Origin of the sequence: Brachyspira pulli (assembly GCF_036997785.1) — a bacterium.
In the GTDB taxonomy this organism is placed as follows: domain Bacteria; phylum Spirochaetota; class Brachyspiria; order Brachyspirales; family Brachyspiraceae; genus Brachyspira; species Brachyspira pulli.
On record NZ_JAWLQI010000055.1, the window covers coordinates 1 to 22,542 of the forward strand.

The following is a 22,542-nucleotide window of genomic DNA, read 5'->3' on the forward strand; positions in this document are numbered from 1 at the left end:
TATATACCAGGGGATACTTTCAATGTTAATACAGGATAATTTTGTCCATTACTGTATCCTGCTTCAGCCATTAATGCTTTAGCTTTTTCTATATTTTCTTGATAATTATTTAATTCTATAAAGTTGCTTGATTCATCTCTAAAAGAATGTTTTATACCTTTTACAGCAGGCGGTACAAAAGCTCCGGCAGAAGTTTGAGCACCTCTTACTATATTGTTTACTATATATCTTCTATCTATAGCTAGTGATAATGCTTGTCTTACTCTTTTATCGTTTAATCCTTCATTTGTTATATTTAATTCAAGATAAATAGTACCTATAGCATCATTGGGTTTTATATAACCTTTTCCAGTAAGATATTCTAATTCATTAGCAGGAGGTTCCAATGCTGAGAAATAAACTTTATTTTGGAATATTTGATCTATTATATTTGCTACATTGTTATCAGATACAAAAGTTATTCTTTTAGCTACTATTTCTTCTTTATCATAGTAATTGGTATTTTCTTCATATACGATTTTTTCTCCGGGCACTCTCTCTTTTAATACATATTGACCGTTACAAATATATGTTTTAGGGCTTAAAGTCCATTCATCTCCATATTCTTTAATGATATCTTCTCTTAAAGGAACAAATATACCTGTTGAAGCCACAAAATCTAAAAAGAATAGCGATGGATTTTCAAGTTCTACTTTTAATGTATAATCATCTATAACATTTACACCTAGATTTGTTATATCCATAGTACCAAGTCTTATATTTGTTGCATTCTTAATAATTTCCATCATATAAGCAAAAGAAGCATCTGTTTGCGGATTTACAGCTCTCCTCCAGCTATATTGAAAATCATAAGCAGTTACCGGCTTTCCGTCAGACCATTTTGCATTAGTTCTTAAATTAAATGTATAAGTTACTCCGTCTTCGGATACGTCCCATTTTTCAGCTATACCTGGTATAATATCATTATTTTTATCTGTTTTAGTTAATCCTTCAAAAGCATGTAATATATATGTACTTACCACCCCTATATCGTTTAGGGTTGGGTCAATGGTTGTAGGGTCGCTTCCCATATTAACTACTATATTTTCAGATGGTGCTATTTCTTCTTTTTTTGATGAACATGATATAATTATAATTAATATTGAGATGTATAATAGTATTTTCTTCATATTTATAAATCTCCCAAAAATTAAAGTTTTTAGGTAAGAAGTCTGTTTGTTGTAATTATTATATTTTATATTGATATAAAGTCAATACAAAAGTTTTTATTCATGTTTTATTATGGTGTTATTTTACTTTTTAAATTTTTATATACATGTTTAATATAATATTTTTTTACAATAAGATTAAGTAAAATATTTGAAACATACATATTCGATGAATTTAAAAAAATAAAATTTATGTCTATAAAAACACAAAAAAAATTATTGTAAGTAAAAATTCATTGACAATCGAATTTAAATTTACTATACTAGAGTTTATTAAAAAAAGAAAATTTTATTCAAAAATATAAAACCGGGAGGTTTTTTCATGGATTATAAAAAGATTTATCAAGAAAAATTGACTACAGCAGAAGAAGCTGTTAAAGTTGTAAAATCTGGAGATTGGGTTGATTATGGTTGGGTAGTAGCTACACCTATAGAGTTGGATAAAGCATTAGCTAAAAGACTCCCAGAATTAACAGACATCAATTTCAGAGGCGGTATATTATTCTGGGAACCAGAAATATTTAAAATCCCAGATGCTGCTAATCATATGACTTGGAACTCATGGCATATGTCTGGCTTAGAAAGAAAGGCTGTAGATAAGGGTTTTTGTTTCTATGATCCTATTCGTTATTCAGAAATGCCTAGATATTATAGAGATTTGCCTCGCGGAATAGATGTAGCAATGTTCCAAGTATCAGAAATGGACGAAAACGGATATTTTAACTTTGGCCCTAATGCTTCACATATGCAGGCTATGATAGAAAGATGTAAATGTGTTATAGTAGAAGTTAATAAAAATATGCCTAGATGTTTAGGTTTAAGTTCTTTAGGCGGAGAAGCAGTTCATATTAATCAAGTTGATATGATAGTAGAAGGACAAAATCCTCCTATAAAAGAAATGCCATCAGGCGGAGCTACAGAAGTAGATAAAACAGTAGCTAAACTCATAGTAGAAGAAATTCCTAATGGTGCTTGTTTGCAATTAGGTATAGGTGGTATGCCTAATGCAGTAGGTTCTTTAATAGCAGAATCTGATTTAAAAGATTTAGGTGTTCATACAGAAATGTATGTTGATGCATTTGTAGATATATCTTTAGCTGGAAAAATAACAGGTTCTAAAAAGAATATAGACAGAGGCAGACAAACTTATGCATTTGGTGCTGGTACTAAGAAATTATATGATTATTTACATAATAATCCTGAATGTTTATCAGCTCCTGTAGATTACACTAATGATATAAGAGTAATATCTTCTATAGATAATTTCATGTCAATAAACAATGCAGTAGAAATAGATTTATTCGGACAAGTAAGTGCAGAATCAACTGGCTTCAAACATATAAGTGGAGCTGGCGGACAATTAGACTTCGTATTAGGAGCTTATTTATCTAAAGGCGGTAAGAGCTTTATCTGTTTATCTTCTACAGTAATGGGTAAAGACGGACAATTAAAATCAAGAATAGTTCCTAGCTTTGCTAATGGTACTGTTGTAACAGATACAAGAGCTAATACTCATTATGTTGTAACAGAGTATGGTAAAGTTAATTTGAAAGGTTTATCTACTTGGCAAAGAGCAGAGGCTTTAATATCAATAGCTCATCCAGATTTAAGAGACGGATTAGTAAAAGAGGCTGAAAAAGCTAAAATTTGGAGAAAAAGCAATAAATAATTAAATTTGAGACTTATTACCAATTTCGTATACAAAAATAATAATGTTAAAGGAGAAGCAAATGTTTAAAACAACTGAACAACACGAAGCGTTCCGTGCTAAAGTCAGAGCTTGGGCAGAAGAGGTTGTAAAACCTATAGCAGTAGAGCTTGACTTAGATAACAAATTCCCTGATGCAGCTGTAGCTGAAATGGGCGAGAAAAAATTAAATATCATGGGTTTGCCTTATGATAAGAAATATGGCGGTGCAGGACTTGATGTATTAAGTTATGCAATAGCAGTAGAAGAACTTTCAAGAGTAGATGGCGGTGTAGGTGTAATTTTATCAGCACATACTTCTTTAGGATCTTATCCAATTGATGCTTTTGGTACTGAAGAACAAAAGAAAAAATATTTGGTTCCTCTTGCTAAAGGTGAAAAAATAGGTGCTTTCGGTTTAACTGAACCAGAAGCTGGTTCTGATGCAGGCGGTACAGAAACTACTGCTGTATTAAACGGTGATCATTATATATTAAATGGTGAAAAAATATTTATTACTAATGCTCCTAAAGCAGACACTTATGTAGTATTTGCTGTTACTACTCCTGGTATTGGTACTAGAGGTATTAGTGCTTTCATCGTAGAAAAAGGCTGGGAAGGTTTTGAATTTGGCGAACACTATAATAAATTAGGTATTCGTTCATCTACTACAGCTCAATTAATTTTCAATGATGTTAAAGTTCCTAAAGAAAACTTACTTGGTAAAGAAGGTCAAGGATTCAAAATTGCTATGCAAACTCTTGACGGCGGACGTATAGGTATTGCTGCTCAAGCTTTAGGTATAGCTCAAGGTGCTTATGAAGCTGCTTTAGAATATGCTAAAGAAAGAATACAGTTTGGCCGTCCTATTGCTCAGCAACAAGCAGTAGCTTTCAAACTTTCTGATATGGCTACTAAATTACGTGCTGCTAGACTTTTAGTTTACAGTGCTGCTGAATTAAAACAAGCTCATGAACCTTATGGTATGGAAGCTGCTATGGCTAAACAATATGCTTCTGATATAGGTTTAGAAGTAGTTAATGATGCACTTCAAATCCATGGCGGTAACGGTTATATCAAAGGTGCTTATATGGTTGAAAGAGCTTACCGTGATGCTAAGATTTGTACTATTTACGAAGGTACTAACGAAATTCAAAGAGTTGTTATTTCTGCTGCTATACTTGGTAAAATGCCAAAAGCTCCTGCTGGTGCTGTTGCTGGTCCTATGGCTAAAAAAGGCCCTATCACTGGTGAAAGAAGAAATATCATCTTTAAAGATGGTTCAGCAGAAGACAAAGTTAATGCTTTGGTAGCTGCCCTTAAGAAAGACGGTATCGATTTCTCAGTTGGTATCGATATAAATACTCCTATAGTTGAGGCTGAAAGAGTAGTAAGTGCTGGTAAAGGTATTGGTGCTAAAGAAAACATGAAACTTGTTGAAGATTTAGCTAAGGCTGCTGGTGCTGCTATAGGATGTTCACGCCCTGTTGCTGAAGAATTAAGATATCTTCCTATAAATAGATATGTTGGTATGTCTGGTCAAAAATTCAATGGTAACTTATATATAGCTTGCGGTATTTCTGGTGCTAACCAACACTTAAAAGGTATTAAAAATGCTGCTATTATAGTTGCTATCAATACTAGAGGTAATGCTAAAATCTTCAAAAATGCTGACTATGGTATCGTTGGTGATGTTAAAGAAATTTTACCTTTATTAGCTAAAGCTTTAGATACAGGTGCTAAAAAACCTGCAGAAGTTCCATTCAAAAAAATGAAGAGAATAGCTCCTAAGAAAACTGTACAAATACAGAAATGCTATGTATGTACTGGTTGTGGTTATGAATATAATCCTGCATTAGGTGATCCTGAATCTGAAATCGCTCCAGGTACTGAGTTTAAATCTCTACCAGAAGAATGGGTATGTCCAGAATGTAGTGAAGAAAAAGCTAACTTCATAGAAGCTTAATCACTAAAAATGAAATCTATGCAATAATTAAGGAGGAAAATAATGCATTGTGTTAGAAAAGTTACTGAAGATTTATATTGGGTTGGAGCGAATGAACATCGCTTAGCTTTATTTGAAAATGTACACCCTTTAACTAGAGGTGTTTCTTATAACTCTTATGTTCTTGTAGAAGAAAAAGAAACTGTTCTTTTTGATACAGTAGACTGGGCTGTTTGCAGACAATTCTTAGATAACTTAGAATATGTTTTAAATGGCAGAAAACTTGACTATATGATTATTAACCATATGGAACCAGATCATGCTGCTTCTATAGAAGAAGTTTTAATACGTCACCCAGAAACTAAAGTTATATCTACTGAAAAAGCATTTATGTTTATGGATCAATTTGGTTTCGCTATTCCTGAAGATAAAAAAGATGTTGTTAAAGAAGGCGATACAAGAAAATTCGGAAAACATGAAATTGCTTTCGTTGGTGCTCAAATGGTACACTGGCCTGAAGCTATGGTTAGCTTTGATACTTATAATGGTGTATTATTCTCTGCTGACGCTTTCGGTTCTTTCATAGCTTTAGATGGTAGATTATTCAATGATGAAGTTAACTTCGACAGAGATTGGTTAGATGAGGCTAGAAGATATTATACTAATATCGTTGGTAAATATGGCCCTCATGTACAAAACTTACTTAAAAAAGCTGGCGGAATTATTGATAAAATTAAAATGTTCTGTCCTTTACATGGACCTATTTGGAGAAACAATTTAGGCTATATACTTGACAAATACAATAAATGGAGCACTTATGAACCTGAAGAAAAAGGTGTATTAATTGTATATGCTTCTATGTACGGCAACACTGAAGATATGGTTGGCGTTTTAGCTTGTAAATTAGCTGAAAAAGGAATAACTAATATCACTATGTGCGATGTTTCTAGCACAGATGTTTCTTATTTGATAGCTCATACTTTCAAACTAAGCCACATTGTATTAGCTTCTGTTACTTATAACCTAAATATTTATCCACCTATGCATAACTATTTAGATGATATGAGAGCTCTTAATGTTCAAAAACGTAAATTTGCTCTTATCGAAAATGGTTCTTGGGCTCCTAAATCTGGTGCTTTAATGCAGGAATTCATAGAAAATAACTTGAAACAATGTGAAATTTTAGATGCTCAAATTTCTGTTTCTTCTTCTATGAAAGAAGCTAACATCGGTGAAATGGATGCTTTAGTTGATGCTATAGTTGAATCTATGAAATAATTAAATATATTATTCATATAAGTAAGGCCGGTTCAGGTTTTTATGCTTGGATCGGCTTTTTTTGTATAAATGATTTTTAAATTTTTACGAAAATACTAATAATATAAATAAGAAAAAGTTAATATTATGTAATAATAGATAATTAAATTTAAGGAAATAATTTTGTATGGTAAGTATTAAAAGGCAAAGACAGATTAAATTATTTTTGATATTATCTATTATATTAACTGTAATAATAGTAATATTTGCTATATTTGGTTATTTTCCTTATGGCTTGCATAAAAAAGATATGTCTGATGTAAAAATACCAAAAGATAGTATTGCTTATGTTAGCGTTAAAAGTCTTGAAAAAAGCGTCTTAAAATTATCTGATTCCATATATGCATATAGAATATCTCATGATGAATCTATGTATGATTTTTCTATATTGCTTAGAAGTGTTGAAGCTTTCTCTCATAAACTTCAGACAAATGATAATTTTTTTGTGAAATTTGCTTCAAAGCCTATATTAAAAAGAAATGCAGCTTTGCTTTTATGGGGATATAATGGAAGTTTAGAAAATTCAGAGCTTTTTTATCTTTTTGATATTGGAAAATTAAATACTTTTCTATTAAAATCATTTTTCAATTCTGAAAGTTTAACTATAGATAATAAATCTTATAATATAAGAAAAGTAAATTATGGCGGAAAAAAAATATATGCATTAGATAATGGAAGTCCATATTTATTTTTTAGCTTTCATAAAGGTGTTTTGATAGCTACAAAGCATTATAATAATATTAAAAAATTAATAGATTTCTTTAATTCTAAACCGGATAATTTGGAGGATATAGCATTACTTAATAATGTAAAAAACAGCTATGATTCTGATGTGTCCTTTTATATAAACAAACAGTTGTATGATTATAATAATTGCGAAGGTTCACTTTTATTCACACCTTTAAAATATTTTAATAATGTTTATTCAATGTATGGTAATATTAAATTGAATGATGATAATGGACTTGCTGATATTTATGTGGATTATGAATACGGCGGTTCTGACAGATATTCACTTTATGGATTAGACGGTAATATAGATATACAGAATTATTTATCTAAAGAAAGAACTATTATGTATTTAGGAGTTAAATCTTATTTGGCTGGACTTTATCCTATAGTATATAATGATTTAAGATATAAACATGATAATGAATTATCTTCTGAAATATATAATTTATTCACAAAAATGAATGATATTTATTCTTTTGGAAGCATTATAAATGATTTATACGGAGAAATGGCTATAGCTTATATAGAAGCAAAAAGATCTGAGATTATTTATCCTGTTGTTATATTTAATATAGAAAATGATAATTCTTTACTTCCGAAATTGGAAATAGCTTTATTAGAAAAATATCCTGATCTCAATAAAGGCGAAAGAAGTTATAATAATAATTTTATATATTCTTATGATTTGAACAATGGACATTCACTTTACTATACTTTTATAGGTACTATATATTTTGCTAGTGAAGATGAGAAGGCTATCGAGACTGTAATAGATAATAGTTATGATCAGGAAAATTTAGCATCTTATATAAAAAGTCAAATTTCTAAAGATATGGATGCTGATTATATATTTACTATACAGCTTTCAAAATCACAGAATATATTGAGAGATTTTGATATACCTCTTAGAACTTGGAGTTATCCTAATAGCATAATAGTAGGTTCTACTATTACTTCTAATTATACTCATATTAATATAGATTTTAAAGCTAATTTTAATAGTGTAACTAAATAGTCATTTTTATAATAGTTGATAAATATTATTATTTGTATATAATTGCATATTATTTTTGGAGAGAAATTTATTTTATGTCAATAATTGATAAACTGTCACTTGTAGAAAATACTTATGAAGATATAGTAAATAAGCTTAATGATGCTAATATAAAAGATAATAGAGTAATTCAAGATTTGATGAAAAAGAAATCTGAAATAGAAGATATTGTTGAAGGGTACAGAAAGTTAAAAGTTGTATTGAAACAGATAGATGAATCAAATGAAATGATTAATAATGCCGATACGGATAAAGAACTTAAAGAAATGGCATTGATGGAAATAGATGAGCTTAATCAGAAAAAAGAAGATATAATAAATGATCTTAGGCTTTTATTACTTCCAAAAGATAAGAATGACGGAAAAAATATCATAGTAGAAATTAGGGTAGGTACTGGTGGAGATGAATCCGCTTTATTTGTAGGGGATTTATTTAGAATGTACTCAAGATTTATAGAAAGAGCCAATTTAAAAATGGAAATAATAGATATAAGTCCTACAGAACTTGGCGGATATAAAGAAGTAATATTTTCTGTGTCTGGAAAAAATGCATATAGAACATTAAAATTTGAAAGCGGAACACATAGGGTTCAAAGAATACCTGCTACTGAATCAGGCGGAAGAATTCATACATCTGCTTCTACTGTTGCCGTTATGCCGGAAGCTATGGAAAGTGAAGTTATTATCAAAGATGAAGATATAAGAGTTGATATATTCCGTTCAAGCGGCCCAGGAGGTCAGTCTGTTAATACCACTGATAGTGCTGTAAGGATTACACATTTACCTACAGGTTTGGTGGTTCAATGTCAAGATGAAAAGAGTCAGCATAAAAATAAAGCTAAGGCTTTAAAAGTATTGCGTGCTAGGATATACGAAAAAGAGGAAGCTGAAAGAAAGGCTAAAGAGGCTAAAGAAAGAAGGGATCAAATAGGTTCAGGTGATAGAAGTGAAAGAATAAGAACTTATAATTTCCCTCAGAACAGAGTTACAGATCATAGAATAAATGTTACGCTTTATAAACTTGATAGATTTATGGACGGAGAGATAACTGAAATAACTGATGCTCTATTTAAAAAAGAACAGGAAGATATGTTAGCTTCTTATTCTGACTAATAGGATTATTTATGAAAGATATAAATAATATTTTTGGCGAAGAAAAAATTATTCATAATATATATAAAGCTGATCCTGCTATAGAATATATAAAAAGTTTTGATAATGTTTTATATTGCAATTATTCTTATGAGGGCGATGCTGATTATCTTATGGGATTATTTGCATATCATGAAGATAATAAATATCTTTTCGGCGAATTTGGAGTATTTAAAGAAAATAGAGATGAATTAAGACTCGTTGTAAGCGATTATCCGGAGCATATAACAACAGATAATTATGAACTTACAAATGATAAATTTCTTGATTTGCTTAATTTGCATAATGTTTCTATGGAGCAGTTTCACTCTCTTATTGGAGAGAATAAAATAAAAACTATAAAATCTAATCCTTTCAAAAAAATTACTTTAAATGAATATATAGAAATTTTCCCTCATAGATATATAAATAACAGAATAAAAATGTATGGAAAAAATAAATACGAAAGAATTAATGTTGAAAATATAGATGAAGGTTTAGTATATAGATGTCCTTATTGCGGAGCAAGCAGTTTTTTAAAAATATTAGATAATGATATAAATAACTTAGAAGCAGTATATAATATTAACGATGATAATATAGAAAATAATTTATATGTATGCGGAGTTTGTAATCTTATAATAAGAACTCCTGATAGTATTATGGATTTTATTTAATTAAAAAGAGGTAGTATAATGAGTTTTTTAGTATTGGTTGATAAGTCTTTTAGCAATGAATTTTCTAAAGAGTTTGATGGTATTTTTAATGAAAAAATTAATCTTTTAAAAGATGCTTTGAATTGCGATGTTAAATATATAGAAAATAATGATCTTGAAAATATAGATAATTATTTGAATAATATTTTTAATGAAAGTGAAAATTATGATAATATTATTTATATACCATCTAATATGCCTCTATTCAATATAGATGAAACTGTGAAACTTACAAAAATTCATGAAGAAAATATTGCCTATTTTAGTTATGGTGAAAATTATCCTCTTGGAATTGTACCTATAATAATAAGAAGAACTGCTTTTGAAAAATTATTTAATATTATAAAAACAAAAAATATAAAACCTTCTGAAAATGCTATAAATAATATTGTTTTTGTTGATCCTAACTTCTTTGAAATAGAAATACTTATATCTAATCATGATATGAGATATTACAGACTTTCATTTTTTGCAGACAGTAAGAGAAATAATATTCTTATTAAAAAACTTATAAATAATAAAAGTTATGATGAAATTGTTAATTTGATAGAAAAAGACCCTAGCATAAGAAGAACATTGCCTTCATATATAGAAATAGATATCACTAATAGACAAAATGCAGTAAATAAATATTTATTAAAAAGTGAGGCATTTAAAGCAGAACTTTCTAAAGAAGAAAAAAATATTACTTTAGAAGAGTTTAAAACTATTTATGATAAATTGTATGATTTTTGTAATGATTTTCATATGTCTATAGGAAGTCATTATGAACCATTATTTAATAAAGATATTTTTGAAATATTAGATTATGCTACATCAAACAAAAGTGTTAATATATATTTAGAAACAAATGCATCGCTTCTTGACAGTGAAAAGGCTAAAAGACTAATTAGCTTACAAGCTGAAAGAAATAATTTACATGTAATTATTCATTTAGATACGGTAGATGAAAATGTTTATAATAAAATATATGAAGGTGCTGATATAAAAACTATAATTTCTAATATAGATTATTATTTGTTGAGAGAGCCTAAAAATACTTATTTACAGATAGTAAAACAGAAGGATAATTTTGATTATTTAGCTTCATACTATAAATATTTTGATAAATACAAAATAGAAATTATAATGCAGAAATATTATACTTATAGAGGAATTGTAGATGATAATAGAGTAGGTGATATGGCTCCTCTTATAAATGTAGGCTGCTGGCATTTAGCTAGGGATTTATTTATAGATTCTTATGGAGATATTTATATTTGCAGATTTGATATAAATAAAGAAAAGAAAATAGATTCTATATATAATTCTAGTTTAGAAAATATATGGTCTGCATTAGATAAATATTATAATGATAATGTATCTAAGAATATAGATTTTTGTAAGAATTGTGATGAATGGTATTTATATAATTTTTAATTATGGAAAATGTAGTAGTAAAATATTTGGAATTTGTTGTAGCTTGTTATATTGTTAAATTTTTAGCTACAAGATTTATATTAGAATTTCAGTTTATAAAGAAATTTAATTATACAAGAGAAATTCTTCCGGGTGTGCGTAATTGGAATAATAGACTTCAAATGATTTATTATTTTGAATTATTTTCTTTTATTCAAAGTTTATTAGTAGCATTATATTTTATGGTATTTTCTTATTTTATACCTTTAGGTAATCATGTGAAATTAATAATAGGTTTTTTGTTTTATGCTTCTTTAGTGATAGCTGATAAGGTGAGATTTTCTATTATACTTACAAATTATCCATATTCGCTTTTAATAATGGATACTGCTATATTTTTGGCAGTAAGTCTTTTACAGTTTATAGTTATGGCATTTATGAATGCTACATTATAAATAAAAAAGTGAAATTATATAAATATATATAATCTCACTTTTTATAATAATTTTTTAATTTTGTTCTATAGTTATAGAAGCTCCTATATCCATAGAATGCGTTTTTCCCTTATAGCTGGCTTTTTCTGATATTATAGAATTATCCATAAAAGCATTTATTATGTTTACTTCTTCAAATATTATACAGTTTTTTAATATGGAATTTTCTATTTTTGAATTTCTTCCAATATGTACATAAGGCCCGATTACAGAACTTTCTATTTTTACATCTTTATCTATAAATACAGGAGGTATTATAGCAGTATCTTTTATACCTTTACTTAATATTTCATGTTTTATTATAGTTCTGTTAGTTTCTATCATAGTAGATTTTTCACCGCAGTCGTACCAACCATCTAATTTGAATGTTTTGAATACTACTCCTTTTTCTATCATATTTTCCAAAGCATCTGTAAGCTGATATTCATTTTTTGTTTTGATATTATTATCAATGATGTACTTTATAGAATCAAATAATTCTTTTGAATTAACAATATTGTACATACCAGTAAGAGCCAAATTACTTATAGGTTCTTGAGGTTTTTCTACTAATTTTGTTATAACACCATTTTCATTTAAAAGAGCAACTCCAAATCTGCTTGGATTATCTACTTCGCATACACCAAGTGAGTTTTCATTTTTACTTACTATATGTGATAAATTTAATTTGAATATAGTATCCCCAAGAATAATAAATATTTTATCATCATCTTTTATATATTCTCTTGTAAGATAAATAGCATGGGCTAGACCTTTATATTCTTTTTGTTCTACAAATGTTAATTTTATATCTTTATATTTATTTTGTAAATATTCAATCATTTGGTCTTTTAAATAACCAACTATAAATATAACTTCTTCCAAATCTTGTATAGAAGAAATTTCTGTCATTATGAAATCTATTATTGTAGAACCTGCTATAGGAAGTATTGGTTTAGGTTTTGTAATTGTGTGAGGTCTTAATCTTGTGCCTTCTCCGGCAGCTGGTATAATAACTTTCAATTTTTTATCCTTAAAAAAATCTTTTATATATATTATATAATATATATAAAAGATTTGTAAAATCAATATTATTTATAATTTATTTTATAAAAGGTATTAATAATGAATTAGATAATTCTTCATTAGAACCATTTAAATATTTTACTAATTCTAAAGCAAAAAATACTGTAGTAGCAGGGCCTTTAGAAGTGATAACATTGTCATTGCAAACAACTATATCTTTTTCTACATATTCTCCGCCTTTAACAGAACTTTCGCAGCTAGGATAACAAGTATATTTTCCTGTTATAACACCAGCTTCACCCAATACTATAGGAGAAGCACAAATTGCTGATACTAATTTTTTATCCTCAAACATAGTTCTTATTTTATCTATTATTCTTATATCTGATTTCAAATTGTTCATTCCGCCGTATCCGCCTGGTAGTGCTATTGCATCAAAATCATAGCTCATAATTTTTTCTAAAGTAGCATCTGCTTTTATTGTGATATTATGTGCACCTTTTACTTCCAAATTGTCAGTTAAAGAAGCAGTAACAACTTCTATATTTGCTCTTCTTAAAACATCGATAATTGTTATAGCCTCAATTTCTTCAACACCTTCAGCTAATGGTACTAAAACTTTTTTTGACATATATTTGTTCTCCTTTTATTTAATATGTATATAATATTTCATATTTACACATATTGCAAGTTAATGTTTATATGTTATATATTTATTATTGATTATTTGTATTATTATTTAATTCTTCTATAGCTTTTTCATAGCCTAAATCAACTGATTTTTTCAAACATTTATTGGCTTTTAGTAAATATTTATTTTTTATTTCTTCATTTTCTTCTTTGCTGTGATTATAAAGGAAGGTATATAATTTGTATAAATCATAATAAGCTATATAGTCTTCTGAATTGAATTCTAATGTTTTCTTTAAATATTTTATTGCTTTTTTGTATTTTTTATTTTTTCTATATGCTACAGACATTAAATAGTAAGCATCAGAATAGGCTTCATTCTTTGAAATAGATTTTTCTAAATCTTCAATAGCCTTATCATAATTTTTCTGCTGAATATGAACTTCTGCTCTATAGTAATATGCATCGCTGTCATGCGGATATATTTCAATTGATTTATTATAAGTTTCTATTGCTTTGTCAAAATTTTGCATTTCATAATATACTCTTGCCAAATTATGATATGCATCTAAATTATCATTGTCTATTTCTATGACTTTAAGTAAATCATTGATAGCTTCTTCATATTTTAAGTTTTGTATATTGTTTAAAGCACTGTAAAAATATTTATTTTCTTCACTAATCATATAATATCCTAATTTTATATATTAGGATATTATATATTAAAAATATTTTTTATCAAAATTATTTTTTGTTTTGTATATATGTACATTGTTATGAATAAAATTTAAATTTGTTCAATTATATAGAAGAAATATATTATAAAATTACTTATATCTAATTATAACTATGAAATCATCATGATTTCAAACTAATTTTTATAAATTTTCTTTCAAAATATTTACTATTGTTTCTGTATCAAGGACTTTTCCGTAAGACATCAATTTATCATTTACTATGAATGCAGGTAAAGTCATTACACCATAATATGACATAAGAGCTTTATTGTCAGTGTATTTTATAGATGAATCTGAATCTAATTCCAATATTGCTTTTCTTAAATTATCAAGCATATTTAGAGAATTATCATCATCTCCTCCTAAAAGAATTATTTGTTCTGTTTCTCTTTCCTCATCACCATAAGGATCAGGTAAACAGCCTCAGCCAAATTCTATAATATCTTTACTCATATTAATACTTCCTTAATTTACTTGCATGTATATACATAATATAGGTATATCGAAAAAAAAGCAAATTTATATTGAAATTAATATGAGATTTTATTAATTTTTAGTATTTTGTAATATATAAAAATACAGTTCTCTTATAATATATTAAGAGAACTGTATTTAATAGAAATGAAAACCCTATAAAAAATTATTATGAATTGAATTATTATTTTATATTTTCTTTTAATAGATTAATGATTTCTTCTTTGGTGAGAACTTTTCCGTAAGATAATACTTTCTCATCTAATACGAAACCAGGTGTAGACATAACTCCATAAGAAGCTATTTGGGCCATATCCTGAACATGTCCTACTGTTAAATCAAGTCCTATTTCTTTTACAGCTTCCAAAGTATTTTCTTCTAATTTTTTGCAGTTAGCACAGCCTGTTCCTAATATTTTTATTCTAGCATTGTTTGAATTTCCTTCAACCGAAGGTGCTGCTTTAGGTGCTCAGCCGCAGCTTGATTGTTTCTTTTTGAAAAACATAATTTTCTCCTTAAAATTTTTATATATTATATATTAATATTATATCATACAAATAGAAAATAAAAATTATTAAATAAATAACCAATAATTATTATTCCTAAAGTTACTATACATACAAAGAAAATAAGAAGCGGTAATTTTACAACTTTTTTCAGCATAATCATAGATGGAAGAGATAATGCAGTAACTGACATCATAAATGCTAAAATAGTACCGATTCCTGCTCCTTTATAAAATAAACTTTCAGCTATAGGAAGTGTTCCGAATATATCTGCATACATTGGAATACCAACTAAAGAAGCTAAAGGCACAGAGTACCAATTATTTTTACCTAGTATAGTGTCTATCCATTCGGCCGGTATAACATTATGTATAAAAGCTCCTATTCCTACGCCTATAAATATATAGAGATAAACTTTTTTAATAGTTTGAAGCACTTGATTTTTTGAATATATCAATCTTTCCTTTTTTGTCATTTTAGCTATTTCTATATCAGCATTAGATTGAATATTTTTAACAAAGTCCTCCAAATATTTTTCCATTTTTAATTTTCCTATTACAGTACCGCCTACAACAGCAAGCACCAAACCTACAACAACATAGGCTATAGCTATTTTCATTCCAAATACACTTGATAAAAGTATTAAAGAAGCTAAATCAACAAGAGGGGAAGATATTAAAAAAGAAAAAGTCATTGATATTGGTATTCCTGCCGATGTAAAACCTATAAAAAGAGGTATTGAAGAACAAGAACAAAATGGAGTAACAGTTCCAAAAAGTGCTGCTAATATATTTGCTGATATTCCATTAAATCTGCTTAATATTTTTTTAGTTCTCTCCGGAGGAAAGTAGCTTTGAATATATGATATACAGAATATAAGTACTGATAGAAGTACGAATATTTTTATAACATCATAAATAAAAAATTGTATTACTCCTTTTATAGTGTCTGATAATGCAAAATTACTTAATATATTTCCTATTAATGTATTAAGCCATTTCATTGATATAATTTGATCTTGTATAAAGATAAATATTGATTTTATAATCTCCATTTTATAACTCCAAATTTTATTTATAAAATTAATTTCCAAATTTTAAATTTATGTTTTGAATTATTGCCTCATTTATTAATTTTTAAATTTATTTTTTGTTGCATTTGCTATTTTTACAAGAGTAAGCATTACGGGTACTTCTACCAATACACCTACAATAGTTGCAAGTGCAGCCCCGGAATTAACTCCAAATAATGATACAGCTACAGCCACAGCAAGTTCAAAGAAATTTGAAGCTCCTATCATACCTGCTGGTGCCGCTACATTATGAGGAAGTTTTAATAAATAGCTTGCAATATATGCTATAAAAAATATTAAAAAAGTTTGTAATATTAAAGGTATGGCTATCAAAATTATATGAATAGGATTTGAAAGTATAACATTTCCCTGAAAACTGAATAATAATATCAATGTTAATAGTAATCCTATTATTGTAATATTATCAAATTTATGTATAAAAATGTTATTAAAATATTCTATTCCTTTTTTACTGCATACATAAACTCTTGTAATGATTCCTGCTGTTAATGGTATAAGTACAAATAATACTACAGATAAAAATAGAGTATCCCAAGGCACTGCAACATTTGATATTCCTAATAAAAATTTTACTATTGGAACGAATGCTATAAGTATTATTAAATCATTAGTTGCAACCTGTACTACAGTATATGACGGATTTCCATTTGTTAAAGCACTCCAAACAAATACCATAGCAGTACATGGAGCTGCTCCTAAAAGTACAGCACCAACTAAATATTCTTTTGCCAAATCCTTTGGTATAAAATTATTGAGTATTGTATAAAAAAATAAAGATGCTATAAAAAACATAGTAAAAGGTTTTATAAGCCAATTTACAATCCAAGTAAGAAACAGTCCTTGAGGATTTTTTGTAACATTCTTAATGCTTTGGAAATCTACACTCATCATCATTGGATATATCATAAGCCATATTAATATAGCTATTGGTACAGATACATTTGCATATTCAAATTTATTTAATGTATTTGGAATTATAGGTAAAAATTTTGATATTAATACTCCTATAATCATACATATAAATACCCATAAAGTTAAATATTTTTGAAAAAAACTTATATTTTCTTTTTTACTTTCCATTTATATTCATTATTTATATTTATTAAAATATAAATTATACTATTTTTTAGATTTGCATTCTTTTGTACTTTCAGCATTTTTATCTGATACTATAGTTGTATAGTAATTCAATAATTTTTCAGCATTCTTTATTCCGTCAGGATTAAAACTATAGTATGTCCATTTACCTTCTTTTCTTCCTACTACTATATTGGAATCACAAAGTATTTTCATATGATGTGATAATGTAGATTGTACTATTTGCAATTCTTCTAAAAGTTTGCAGGCACATATTTCTCCGTCTTTAATCATTTCAAGTATTTTTAATCTATTTTCATCGCATAATGCTTTAAAAACAATTGCATCATTTTGATATTCTTGCATTTAATCTCCTAATTTTTTACTGTATAAATCGAAACTTATCGATATATAGTATATACGATATATCGATAAGTGTCAATGTGTTTTTTATGATTTTTATTAATTTATTGAAATAAAGCTGTATAATGATATAATTGACGCAATTAATTAAACGGGGGATTTTATTAAAAATGCAAGTTAAAAATTTTGGACATGGTTATCTTTTATATGAATTAAAAAATAAAAATGATATGGTATTAAAGCTTACAGATATTGGGGCATCAATAGCTGGAGTATTTTTTAAGGATAAAAATGGGAATGAAATTCAAGTATCATTTGGAAGCGATGATTATTCATTTTATTTAGAGCCTCATGATTATATAGGTGCTTCTGTTGGAAGAGTTGCAAACAGAACAATAAATGCAGAGTTTACATTAGATGGAAAAACTTATAACTTGGCTAAAAATGACGGAGGAAAACATCATTTGCATGGCGGTGTTGAAGGAATATCTTTTAAAAAATTTGATTCTAAAGTTTTAGATGATCATTCTGTATTATTTTCTTATAGTTCAAATGACGGAGATGAAGGATATCCAGGAAATGCTGATATAGATATAACATATACTTTAACAGATGATAATGAAATAGTAATGGAATATTTTGTAGCTGTTAATGCTCCTACACCTTTAAATCTTACAAATCATGCTTATTGGAACCTTGATGGGGAAGGTGTTATATATGATCATGATTTATTTATAGATTCTTCATTCTATTTGCCTGTAACAGAAGAATGTGTTTCTACTGGAGAAATTTTGAAAACAGAGAATACTCCTTTTGATTTTACTAAAACAAAAAAAATAGGTTCTGATATTGAAAAAGCGAATGGCTATGATAATTGCTTTATTTTCAATGAAAAAAATATATTATCAAATATTTGTGAGGAAGATAATTTAAATAAATTAAGAGCTTCTTGTCATAGTGATAAAACAGGTATAACTTTAGAATTGTATACTACAAAACCTGCTATGCATTTTTATTCTGGAAATATGTTAAATTATAGAAAGGTTAGAAATACAGTTTTGAATAAGCATAATGCTTTTTGTTTTGAAACAGAATTTTTACCTGGGGCAGTAAATTTCCCTCATTTCCCAAGTATAATATTTGATGCTGATAAAGATTATAATGAAAAAACAATATATAAATTATCATTAAAATAATGATAAAGATAAAAAGAAAAAATATTTTCGGAAATGGTGTTTATGAATAATAAAAAATCAATAATAATAGAACATTATATAGAAAGAGTTAAAGATTTTAATATACCAGAATATAAGGTTTTAGACTGGGAATCTCAAGAAGCTCAGGAGATGAGGTTTAAAACCTTATTAGAACATTTTGATATAAGAAAATCTGTTTTACTTGATGTGGGTTCTGGTCTTGGTCATTTAGCTGAATATATAGATAAAAGAAATATAGATGTGTATTATATTGGAATAGATATAATGCCGGAAATGATTGAAAGAGCAAAGCAAAAAACTTTTAAAAATATTAATCCTCAATTTATGACTTTGGATTTCTTTAAAAATTCTGATATAGAAGATGATTTTGATTATATATATTCTTCTGGTATATTTAATCTTAATCTTGGAAATAATGATGAGTTTTTAAAAAATGCTGTTAAAGATTTTTTAATTGCTGCAAGAAAAGGTGTATGTTTTAATTTGCTTGATATTACTTGTAAAGAAAAATATGGCGATAAATATTATTATTATCAAAAAGACGAAGTATTAAAAATTGTGAATGATATAATAAATCAATTAAATATAAAATGCAGTATTCGTATATCTGATGAATATTTGAGTAATGATTTTTCTGTATTTATAGATATATTATGATTTATTAGTTTATTTGATAAATAAAAAATATTTTACAATTATGAGTTTTTGTAGTATTAAATTACAATAAATTGTAAAATTTGTAATTTAATACTACTATATTATGTGTTTTTATCATGTTATTGTATAATAATTTTACTTTTCTTCATTTTTTGTAGTTATAATTTATAACTAGATAATTATGGAGGAAATTGTATGTTTAAAAAAACATTAATTATTGCACTTTTTTCGATATTTGCTTCGTTTTTAAATGCTCAAACAGTTCAAAATACTTTAGAGGCTGTATCTTTAGCTTATAGTAATGAAATTAATTCTTCTTTCACCTATGCACAATATTCTATGTTTTCAAAGAATCCTAGAGTAGCTGCTTTATTTAAAGTGATTTCTGATTCTAAATCTTTACATGCAAATATGTTATATAATACAGCTTTTCAATTAAAAATAACTGATAAGATTTTGAAATCAAAAGTTCAGGAACCTTCAAAAAGTTCTGATTTAGATAATTTGAAAAATGCAGTTTCAATAAGTTCTTATGAATATGGTAAAATGTATCCGGCTTTATTAAAAGTTGTTAATAGAGAAAAGCAAAAAGAAATGGCTAGTGTAATGAGCCAAATATCAAAAATGGAAAAATCTCATTATTCTTTACTTAATAAGGCTATGAACAATTTAAAAAATAATAAGGAATTAACAGAAAAATATTATTTATGTGAGAATTGCGGTTATGTTGTTGCTGGTAAGGCACCAAGTAAATGTTCTATATGCGGAAAAAGTCAAAATGCATTTAATGAATATAAATAATTAAATAAATAAAAATTAAAAATAAAGACCCGCAATTTATTTGTGAGTCTTTATTTTTATTGATATAAAACTATAACAAATTATTTATTTATAGTACGCATATCTATTACATATCTGAATTTTACTTTTCCATCTATAACTTTTCTATAAGCATCTGATATAGTTTGAGCATCTGCTTTTATTATTTCTACAGTAGGATAAATATTATTTTCTATGGAATAGTTAAGCATTTCCTGAGTTTCTTTTATGCCTCCTATAAGTGAACCGAATAATTTTTTACTTCCATGCTGACCTATCATAGCTATAAGAGTAGGCATTTTTGAAGTACGTGGAAGACCTAATAAACACATAGTACCGCCTCTTTTAAGCATACGCATATACATATTAACATCATAATAGGCTGGAATTGTACTTATTATATAATTAAGAGTATTGTTAACATTTTTTAAATCTTCTGCATTATTAACATTAACATACTTTACAGCTCCCATATTTAAAGCGTCTTGTCTTTTATCTTCTGTTATATCAAATACTGTTACTTCTGCACATAATTTAACTGCATATTTTACAGCCATAGAACCAAGTCCTCCGAATCCTGCAATACCTATTTTATCACCTTTTTGTACATTCATAACTTGTATAGGCGAATAAGTTGTAATTCCAGCACAAAGAAGTGGAGCAACTTTATCTAGTTCGGCATTATCTGGTATAAGTATTGCAAAATCTTCAGATACTACTATATTATCAGAGTATCCGCCTTGAGTGATTTCATTATCATGGAATCTATCTCTTGAACCATAAGTATAAACGGCTCTATTTAAGCAGTATTGTTCTAAATTATCCAAACAGCTTTCGCATTGTCCGCATGAGTTTACCATACAGCCTACGCCAGCAAAATCTCCTAATTTGAATTTTGTTACAGCATTTCCAACCTGCACAACTCTGCCTGCTATTTCATGTCCTACCACTAAAGGAGTATTGCTTGATTTTCCTTCAACCATGTGTATATCGCTATGGCATATTCCAGCATAAAGTATTTCTATCAAAACATCATTACTTCCTACTGCATGCCTTGTAAACTCATGGTATTTAAAATCCATATTAGCTGAAACTGCTGCAAATCCTCTTGTTTTTACTCTGCCGTTTGCATTGGTTTGTATATTGATAGGTGCTTTTTTTAATTCCTGATTATACATTGCGTTTGAAGAATTATTCTGATTATTAACCGCATTATTATTTTGATTATTTACAGTTGTTTGTGCATTTGATGAATTATTACATGACAGCACATATAATATTGCGAGCATTGTAATTAATATAGCTTTTTTCATTTTATAATCTCCTTCATAAATTTCTGTAATTATATTATATCATTGAAGTAAACTCCAGAGTCAAGCAATTTTTTAAAATTTATTCATATATTTAATTTTATTCTAATTCCCGCCCATTTTATTTTATTGTTTTCTTTGTTATGATTGTTTTGTTATTCTTTTGAGATTTTACTGTTATTATAACGCTCGCCCTAGATTTGTTTAGATTTTTAATTTCATTACCGCACGCAGAATTGTATTATAAATATAAATCGGTTTTGAATGTTGATTTTAATTATATATAAAAAATTATCTAACCGTGCGTTGAATGCATTTTTTTATTTAATAAAAACTTGGGTGGGGGCTTTAATTTCTAATTTAGTTATAAAGTTAATAAAAATTAGAATTTCTAAATAAAGCTATAATGGATAAAGGGTGGGGTGTGTAATAAAATTAAAATATAACTTTATAATATAAATAAAAAATATTTTTATATTATTTGAATGGTAATATAGTAATTAATTTGTTGAATGCTTCTTTATATATTGATTGTATTTTAGTTATAACAGATGCAAATATATCAGAATTATCTTTTATTATTGATATAATGAAAGAAACTATAAAAATTCCAATTACTATAATAATTGCTATACATATCAATTTGAATATAAATTTCAATGCTTCTTTTATAAAATCAAAAACAGATTCAATAAATCCTATTGCTTTTATACCTGATCTTACTCTTTTAAAAGTTTTTATTGCCCCTACAATTAAAATGCATATATCATCAGAAAAGCCTAAAGGTCCCAATATATCAGGTATCAAATCTATAGGAAATATGGTGTATAGTATTGATAATATAAGCGGCATATTTATACTCATTAAAATAATTTTATATAAATTATATAATAAATAATATATATATCAATATATTGTTTATGAAAAATATGTTTAAGAGCCATAGATATTGCACACTTTTAGTTTAAAAAAA

General features: G+C 27.1%; 22 protein-coding genes. 11 read left to right on the forward strand and 11 right to left on the reverse strand.

Annotated features, from left to right (window positions below; all coding sequences use genetic code 11):
* The coding region (locus R4K56_RS11350; protein WP_335786913.1) for a peptide ABC transporter substrate-binding protein at nucleotides 1-1,169 on the reverse strand (1,169 nt) is incomplete at its 3' end.
* A 361-nt stretch (nucleotides 1,170-1,530) separates the two neighbouring features.
* Here R4K56_RS11350 and R4K56_RS11355 point away from each other — a divergent pair.
* From R4K56_RS11355 to R4K56_RS11390, 8 genes are all read left to right on the forward strand, one after another.
* A complete protein-coding gene (locus R4K56_RS11355) occupies nucleotides 1,531-2,877 on the forward strand; it encodes a butyryl-CoA:acetate CoA-transferase (protein WP_335772605.1) in 1,347 nt (448 codons plus the stop codon).
* 61 nt (nucleotides 2,878-2,938) lie between these two features.
* The gene (locus tag R4K56_RS14825) at nucleotides 2,939-4,861 is read left to right on the forward strand and encodes an acyl-CoA dehydrogenase family protein (protein ID WP_335756457.1); all 1,923 of its coding nucleotides are present in this window, start codon (nucleotides 2,939-2,941) and stop codon (nucleotides 4,859-4,861) included.
* 42 nt (nucleotides 4,862-4,903) lie between these two features.
* Nucleotides 4,904-6,118: an FprA family A-type flavoprotein gene (locus R4K56_RS11365; RefSeq protein ID WP_335756456.1), complete on the forward strand. Its 1,215-nt coding sequence runs from the start codon at nucleotides 4,904-4,906 to the stop codon at nucleotides 6,116-6,118.
* A gap of 166 nt (nucleotides 6,119-6,284) precedes the next feature.
* Nucleotides 6,285-7,904: a hypothetical protein gene (locus tag R4K56_RS11370; protein ID WP_335756455.1), complete on the forward strand. Its 1,620-nt coding sequence runs from the start codon at nucleotides 6,285-6,287 to the stop codon at nucleotides 7,902-7,904.
* A 74-nt stretch (nucleotides 7,905-7,978) separates the two neighbouring features.
* Nucleotides 7,979-9,055, forward strand: a complete 1,077-nt coding sequence (gene prfA, locus R4K56_RS11375; RefSeq protein ID WP_335772604.1) for a peptide chain release factor 1 — start codon at nucleotides 7,979-7,981, stop codon at nucleotides 9,053-9,055.
* Nucleotides 9,056-9,066: 11 nt separating this feature from the next.
* Entirely contained in the window at nucleotides 9,067-9,750 is a 684-nt protein-coding gene (locus R4K56_RS11380; protein WP_335756453.1) for a hypothetical protein, read from the forward strand.
* Nucleotides 9,751-9,768: 18 nt separating this feature from the next.
* Nucleotides 9,769-11,208 carry a spiro-SPASM protein gene (locus tag R4K56_RS11385; RefSeq protein ID WP_335756452.1) on the forward strand — a complete coding sequence of 480 codons (1,440 nt, stop codon included), beginning with the start codon at nucleotides 9,769-9,771 and terminating at the stop codon, nucleotides 11,206-11,208.
* A gap of 2 nt (nucleotides 11,209-11,210) precedes the next feature.
* The gene (locus R4K56_RS11390; protein ID WP_335756451.1) at nucleotides 11,211-11,642 is read left to right on the forward strand and encodes a hypothetical protein; all 432 of its coding nucleotides are present in this window, start codon (nucleotides 11,211-11,213) and stop codon (nucleotides 11,640-11,642) included.
* Nucleotides 11,643-11,696: 54 nt separating this feature from the next.
* Here R4K56_RS11390 and R4K56_RS11395 read toward each other — a convergent pair whose 3' ends face one another.
* From R4K56_RS11395 to R4K56_RS11430, 8 genes are all read right to left on the reverse strand, one after another.
* A complete protein-coding gene (locus tag R4K56_RS11395) occupies nucleotides 11,697-12,683 on the reverse strand; it encodes a sugar phosphate nucleotidyltransferase (protein WP_335772603.1) in 987 nt (328 codons plus the stop codon).
* Nucleotides 12,684-12,762: 79 nt separating this feature from the next.
* Nucleotides 12,763-13,317: a DJ-1 family glyoxalase III gene (locus R4K56_RS11400; RefSeq protein WP_335756449.1), complete on the reverse strand. Its 555-nt coding sequence runs from the start codon at nucleotides 13,315-13,317 to the stop codon at nucleotides 12,763-12,765.
* A gap of 85 nt (nucleotides 13,318-13,402) precedes the next feature.
* A complete protein-coding gene (locus tag R4K56_RS11405) occupies nucleotides 13,403-14,002 on the reverse strand; it encodes a tetratricopeptide repeat protein (protein ID WP_335756448.1) in 600 nt (199 codons plus the stop codon).
* Nucleotides 14,003-14,194: 192 nt separating this feature from the next.
* Complete coding sequence (gene sec1 / locus R4K56_RS11410) at nucleotides 14,195-14,506, reverse strand: thioredoxin-like selenoprotein Sec.1 (protein ID WP_335756447.1); 312 nt, start codon at nucleotides 14,504-14,506, stop codon at nucleotides 14,195-14,197.
* Between the two features lie 205 nt (nucleotides 14,507-14,711).
* Nucleotides 14,712-15,032 (reverse strand): thioredoxin family protein, encoded by a 321-nt coding sequence (locus tag R4K56_RS11415; RefSeq protein ID WP_418232818.1) that lies wholly within the window; start codon nucleotides 15,030-15,032, stop codon nucleotides 14,712-14,714.
* A gap of 44 nt (nucleotides 15,033-15,076) precedes the next feature.
* Nucleotides 15,077-16,087 carry a permease gene (locus tag R4K56_RS11420; RefSeq protein ID WP_335770031.1) on the reverse strand — a complete coding sequence of 337 codons (1,011 nt, stop codon included), beginning with the start codon at nucleotides 16,085-16,087 and terminating at the stop codon, nucleotides 15,077-15,079.
* A gap of 75 nt (nucleotides 16,088-16,162) precedes the next feature.
* Complete coding sequence (arsB, locus tag R4K56_RS11425; protein ID WP_335760259.1) at nucleotides 16,163-17,206, reverse strand: ACR3 family arsenite efflux transporter; 1,044 nt, start codon at nucleotides 17,204-17,206, stop codon at nucleotides 16,163-16,165.
* A gap of 39 nt (nucleotides 17,207-17,245) precedes the next feature.
* A complete protein-coding gene (locus R4K56_RS11430) occupies nucleotides 17,246-17,569 on the reverse strand; it encodes an ArsR/SmtB family transcription factor (RefSeq protein WP_335772602.1) in 324 nt (107 codons plus the stop codon).
* Nucleotides 17,570-17,736: 167 nt separating this feature from the next.
* Between R4K56_RS11430 and R4K56_RS11435 the strand changes: the two genes are divergently transcribed.
* From R4K56_RS11435 to R4K56_RS11445, 3 genes are all read left to right on the forward strand, one after another.
* On the forward strand, nucleotides 17,737-18,762 hold the full coding sequence (locus R4K56_RS11435) for an aldose epimerase family protein (protein ID WP_335772601.1): 1,026 nt from the start codon (nucleotides 17,737-17,739) through the stop codon (nucleotides 18,760-18,762).
* Between the two features lie 42 nt (nucleotides 18,763-18,804).
* A complete protein-coding gene (locus R4K56_RS11440; RefSeq protein WP_335770029.1) occupies nucleotides 18,805-19,440 on the forward strand; it encodes a class I SAM-dependent methyltransferase in 636 nt (211 codons plus the stop codon).
* Nucleotides 19,441-19,635: 195 nt separating this feature from the next.
* A complete protein-coding gene (locus R4K56_RS11445; RefSeq protein WP_335772600.1) occupies nucleotides 19,636-20,241 on the forward strand; it encodes a rubrerythrin family protein in 606 nt (201 codons plus the stop codon).
* Between the two features lie 80 nt (nucleotides 20,242-20,321).
* Here the strand turns inward: R4K56_RS11445 and R4K56_RS11450 are convergent, their stop codons facing one another.
* Both R4K56_RS11450 and R4K56_RS11455 read right to left on the reverse strand, forming a co-directional pair.
* Nucleotides 20,322-21,572, reverse strand: coding sequence for an NAD(P)-dependent alcohol dehydrogenase (locus R4K56_RS11450; RefSeq protein WP_335772599.1), 1,251 nt, complete (start codon nucleotides 21,570-21,572; stop codon nucleotides 20,322-20,324).
* A 474-nt stretch (nucleotides 21,573-22,046) separates the two neighbouring features.
* On the reverse strand, nucleotides 22,047-22,421 hold the full coding sequence (locus R4K56_RS11455) for a DUF1232 domain-containing protein (RefSeq protein WP_335772598.1): 375 nt from the start codon (nucleotides 22,419-22,421) through the stop codon (nucleotides 22,047-22,049).
* Nucleotides 22,422-22,542: the final 121 nt, after the last annotated feature.

What these genes read in the sequence shown, in the direction of transcription:
- R4K56_RS11355 (WP_335772605.1), top strand. Translation starts at nt 1,531, where the DNA reads ATGGATTATAAAAAGATTTATCAAGAAAAATTGACTACAGCAGAAGAA.
- R4K56_RS14825 (WP_335756457.1), top strand. Translation starts at nt 2,939, where the DNA reads ATGTTTAAAACAACTGAACAACACGAAGCGTTCCGTGCTAAAGTCAGA.
- R4K56_RS11365 (WP_335756456.1), top strand. Translation starts at nt 4,904, where the DNA reads ATGCATTGTGTTAGAAAAGTTACTGAAGATTTATATTGGGTTGGAGCG.
- R4K56_RS11370 (WP_335756455.1), top strand. Translation starts at nt 6,285, where the DNA reads ATGGTAAGTATTAAAAGGCAAAGACAGATTAAATTATTTTTGATATTA.
- prfA (WP_335772604.1), top strand. Translation starts at nt 7,979, where the DNA reads ATGTCAATAATTGATAAACTGTCACTTGTAGAAAATACTTATGAAGAT.
- R4K56_RS11380 (WP_335756453.1), top strand. Translation starts at nt 9,067, where the DNA reads ATGAAAGATATAAATAATATTTTTGGCGAAGAAAAAATTATTCATAAT.
- R4K56_RS11385 (WP_335756452.1), top strand. Translation starts at nt 9,769, where the DNA reads ATGAGTTTTTTAGTATTGGTTGATAAGTCTTTTAGCAATGAATTTTCT.
- R4K56_RS11390 (WP_335756451.1), top strand. Translation starts at nt 11,211, where the DNA reads ATGGAAAATGTAGTAGTAAAATATTTGGAATTTGTTGTAGCTTGTTAT.
- R4K56_RS11400 (WP_335756449.1), bottom strand. Translation starts at nt 13,317, where the DNA reads ATGTCAAAAAAAGTTTTAGTACCATTAGCTGAAGGTGTTGAAGAAATT.
- R4K56_RS11405 (WP_335756448.1), bottom strand. Translation starts at nt 14,002, where the DNA reads ATGATTAGTGAAGAAAATAAATATTTTTACAGTGCTTTAAACAATATA.
- R4K56_RS11420 (WP_335770031.1), bottom strand. Translation starts at nt 16,087, where the DNA reads ATGGAGATTATAAAATCAATATTTATCTTTATACAAGATCAAATTATA.
- arsB (WP_335760259.1), bottom strand. Translation starts at nt 17,206, where the DNA reads ATGGAAAGTAAAAAAGAAAATATAAGTTTTTTTCAAAAATATTTAACT.
- R4K56_RS11430 (WP_335772602.1), bottom strand. Translation starts at nt 17,569, where the DNA reads ATGCAAGAATATCAAAATGATGCAATTGTTTTTAAAGCATTATGCGAT.
- R4K56_RS11435 (WP_335772601.1), top strand. Translation starts at nt 17,737, where the DNA reads ATGCAAGTTAAAAATTTTGGACATGGTTATCTTTTATATGAATTAAAA.
- R4K56_RS11440 (WP_335770029.1), top strand. Translation starts at nt 18,805, where the DNA reads ATGAATAATAAAAAATCAATAATAATAGAACATTATATAGAAAGAGTT.
- R4K56_RS11445 (WP_335772600.1), top strand. Translation starts at nt 19,636, where the DNA reads ATGTTTAAAAAAACATTAATTATTGCACTTTTTTCGATATTTGCTTCG.
- R4K56_RS11450 (WP_335772599.1), bottom strand. Translation starts at nt 21,572, where the DNA reads ATGAAAAAAGCTATATTAATTACAATGCTCGCAATATTATATGTGCTG.
- R4K56_RS11455 (WP_335772598.1), bottom strand. Translation starts at nt 22,421, where the DNA reads ATGCCGCTTATATTATCAATACTATACACCATATTTCCTATAGATTTG.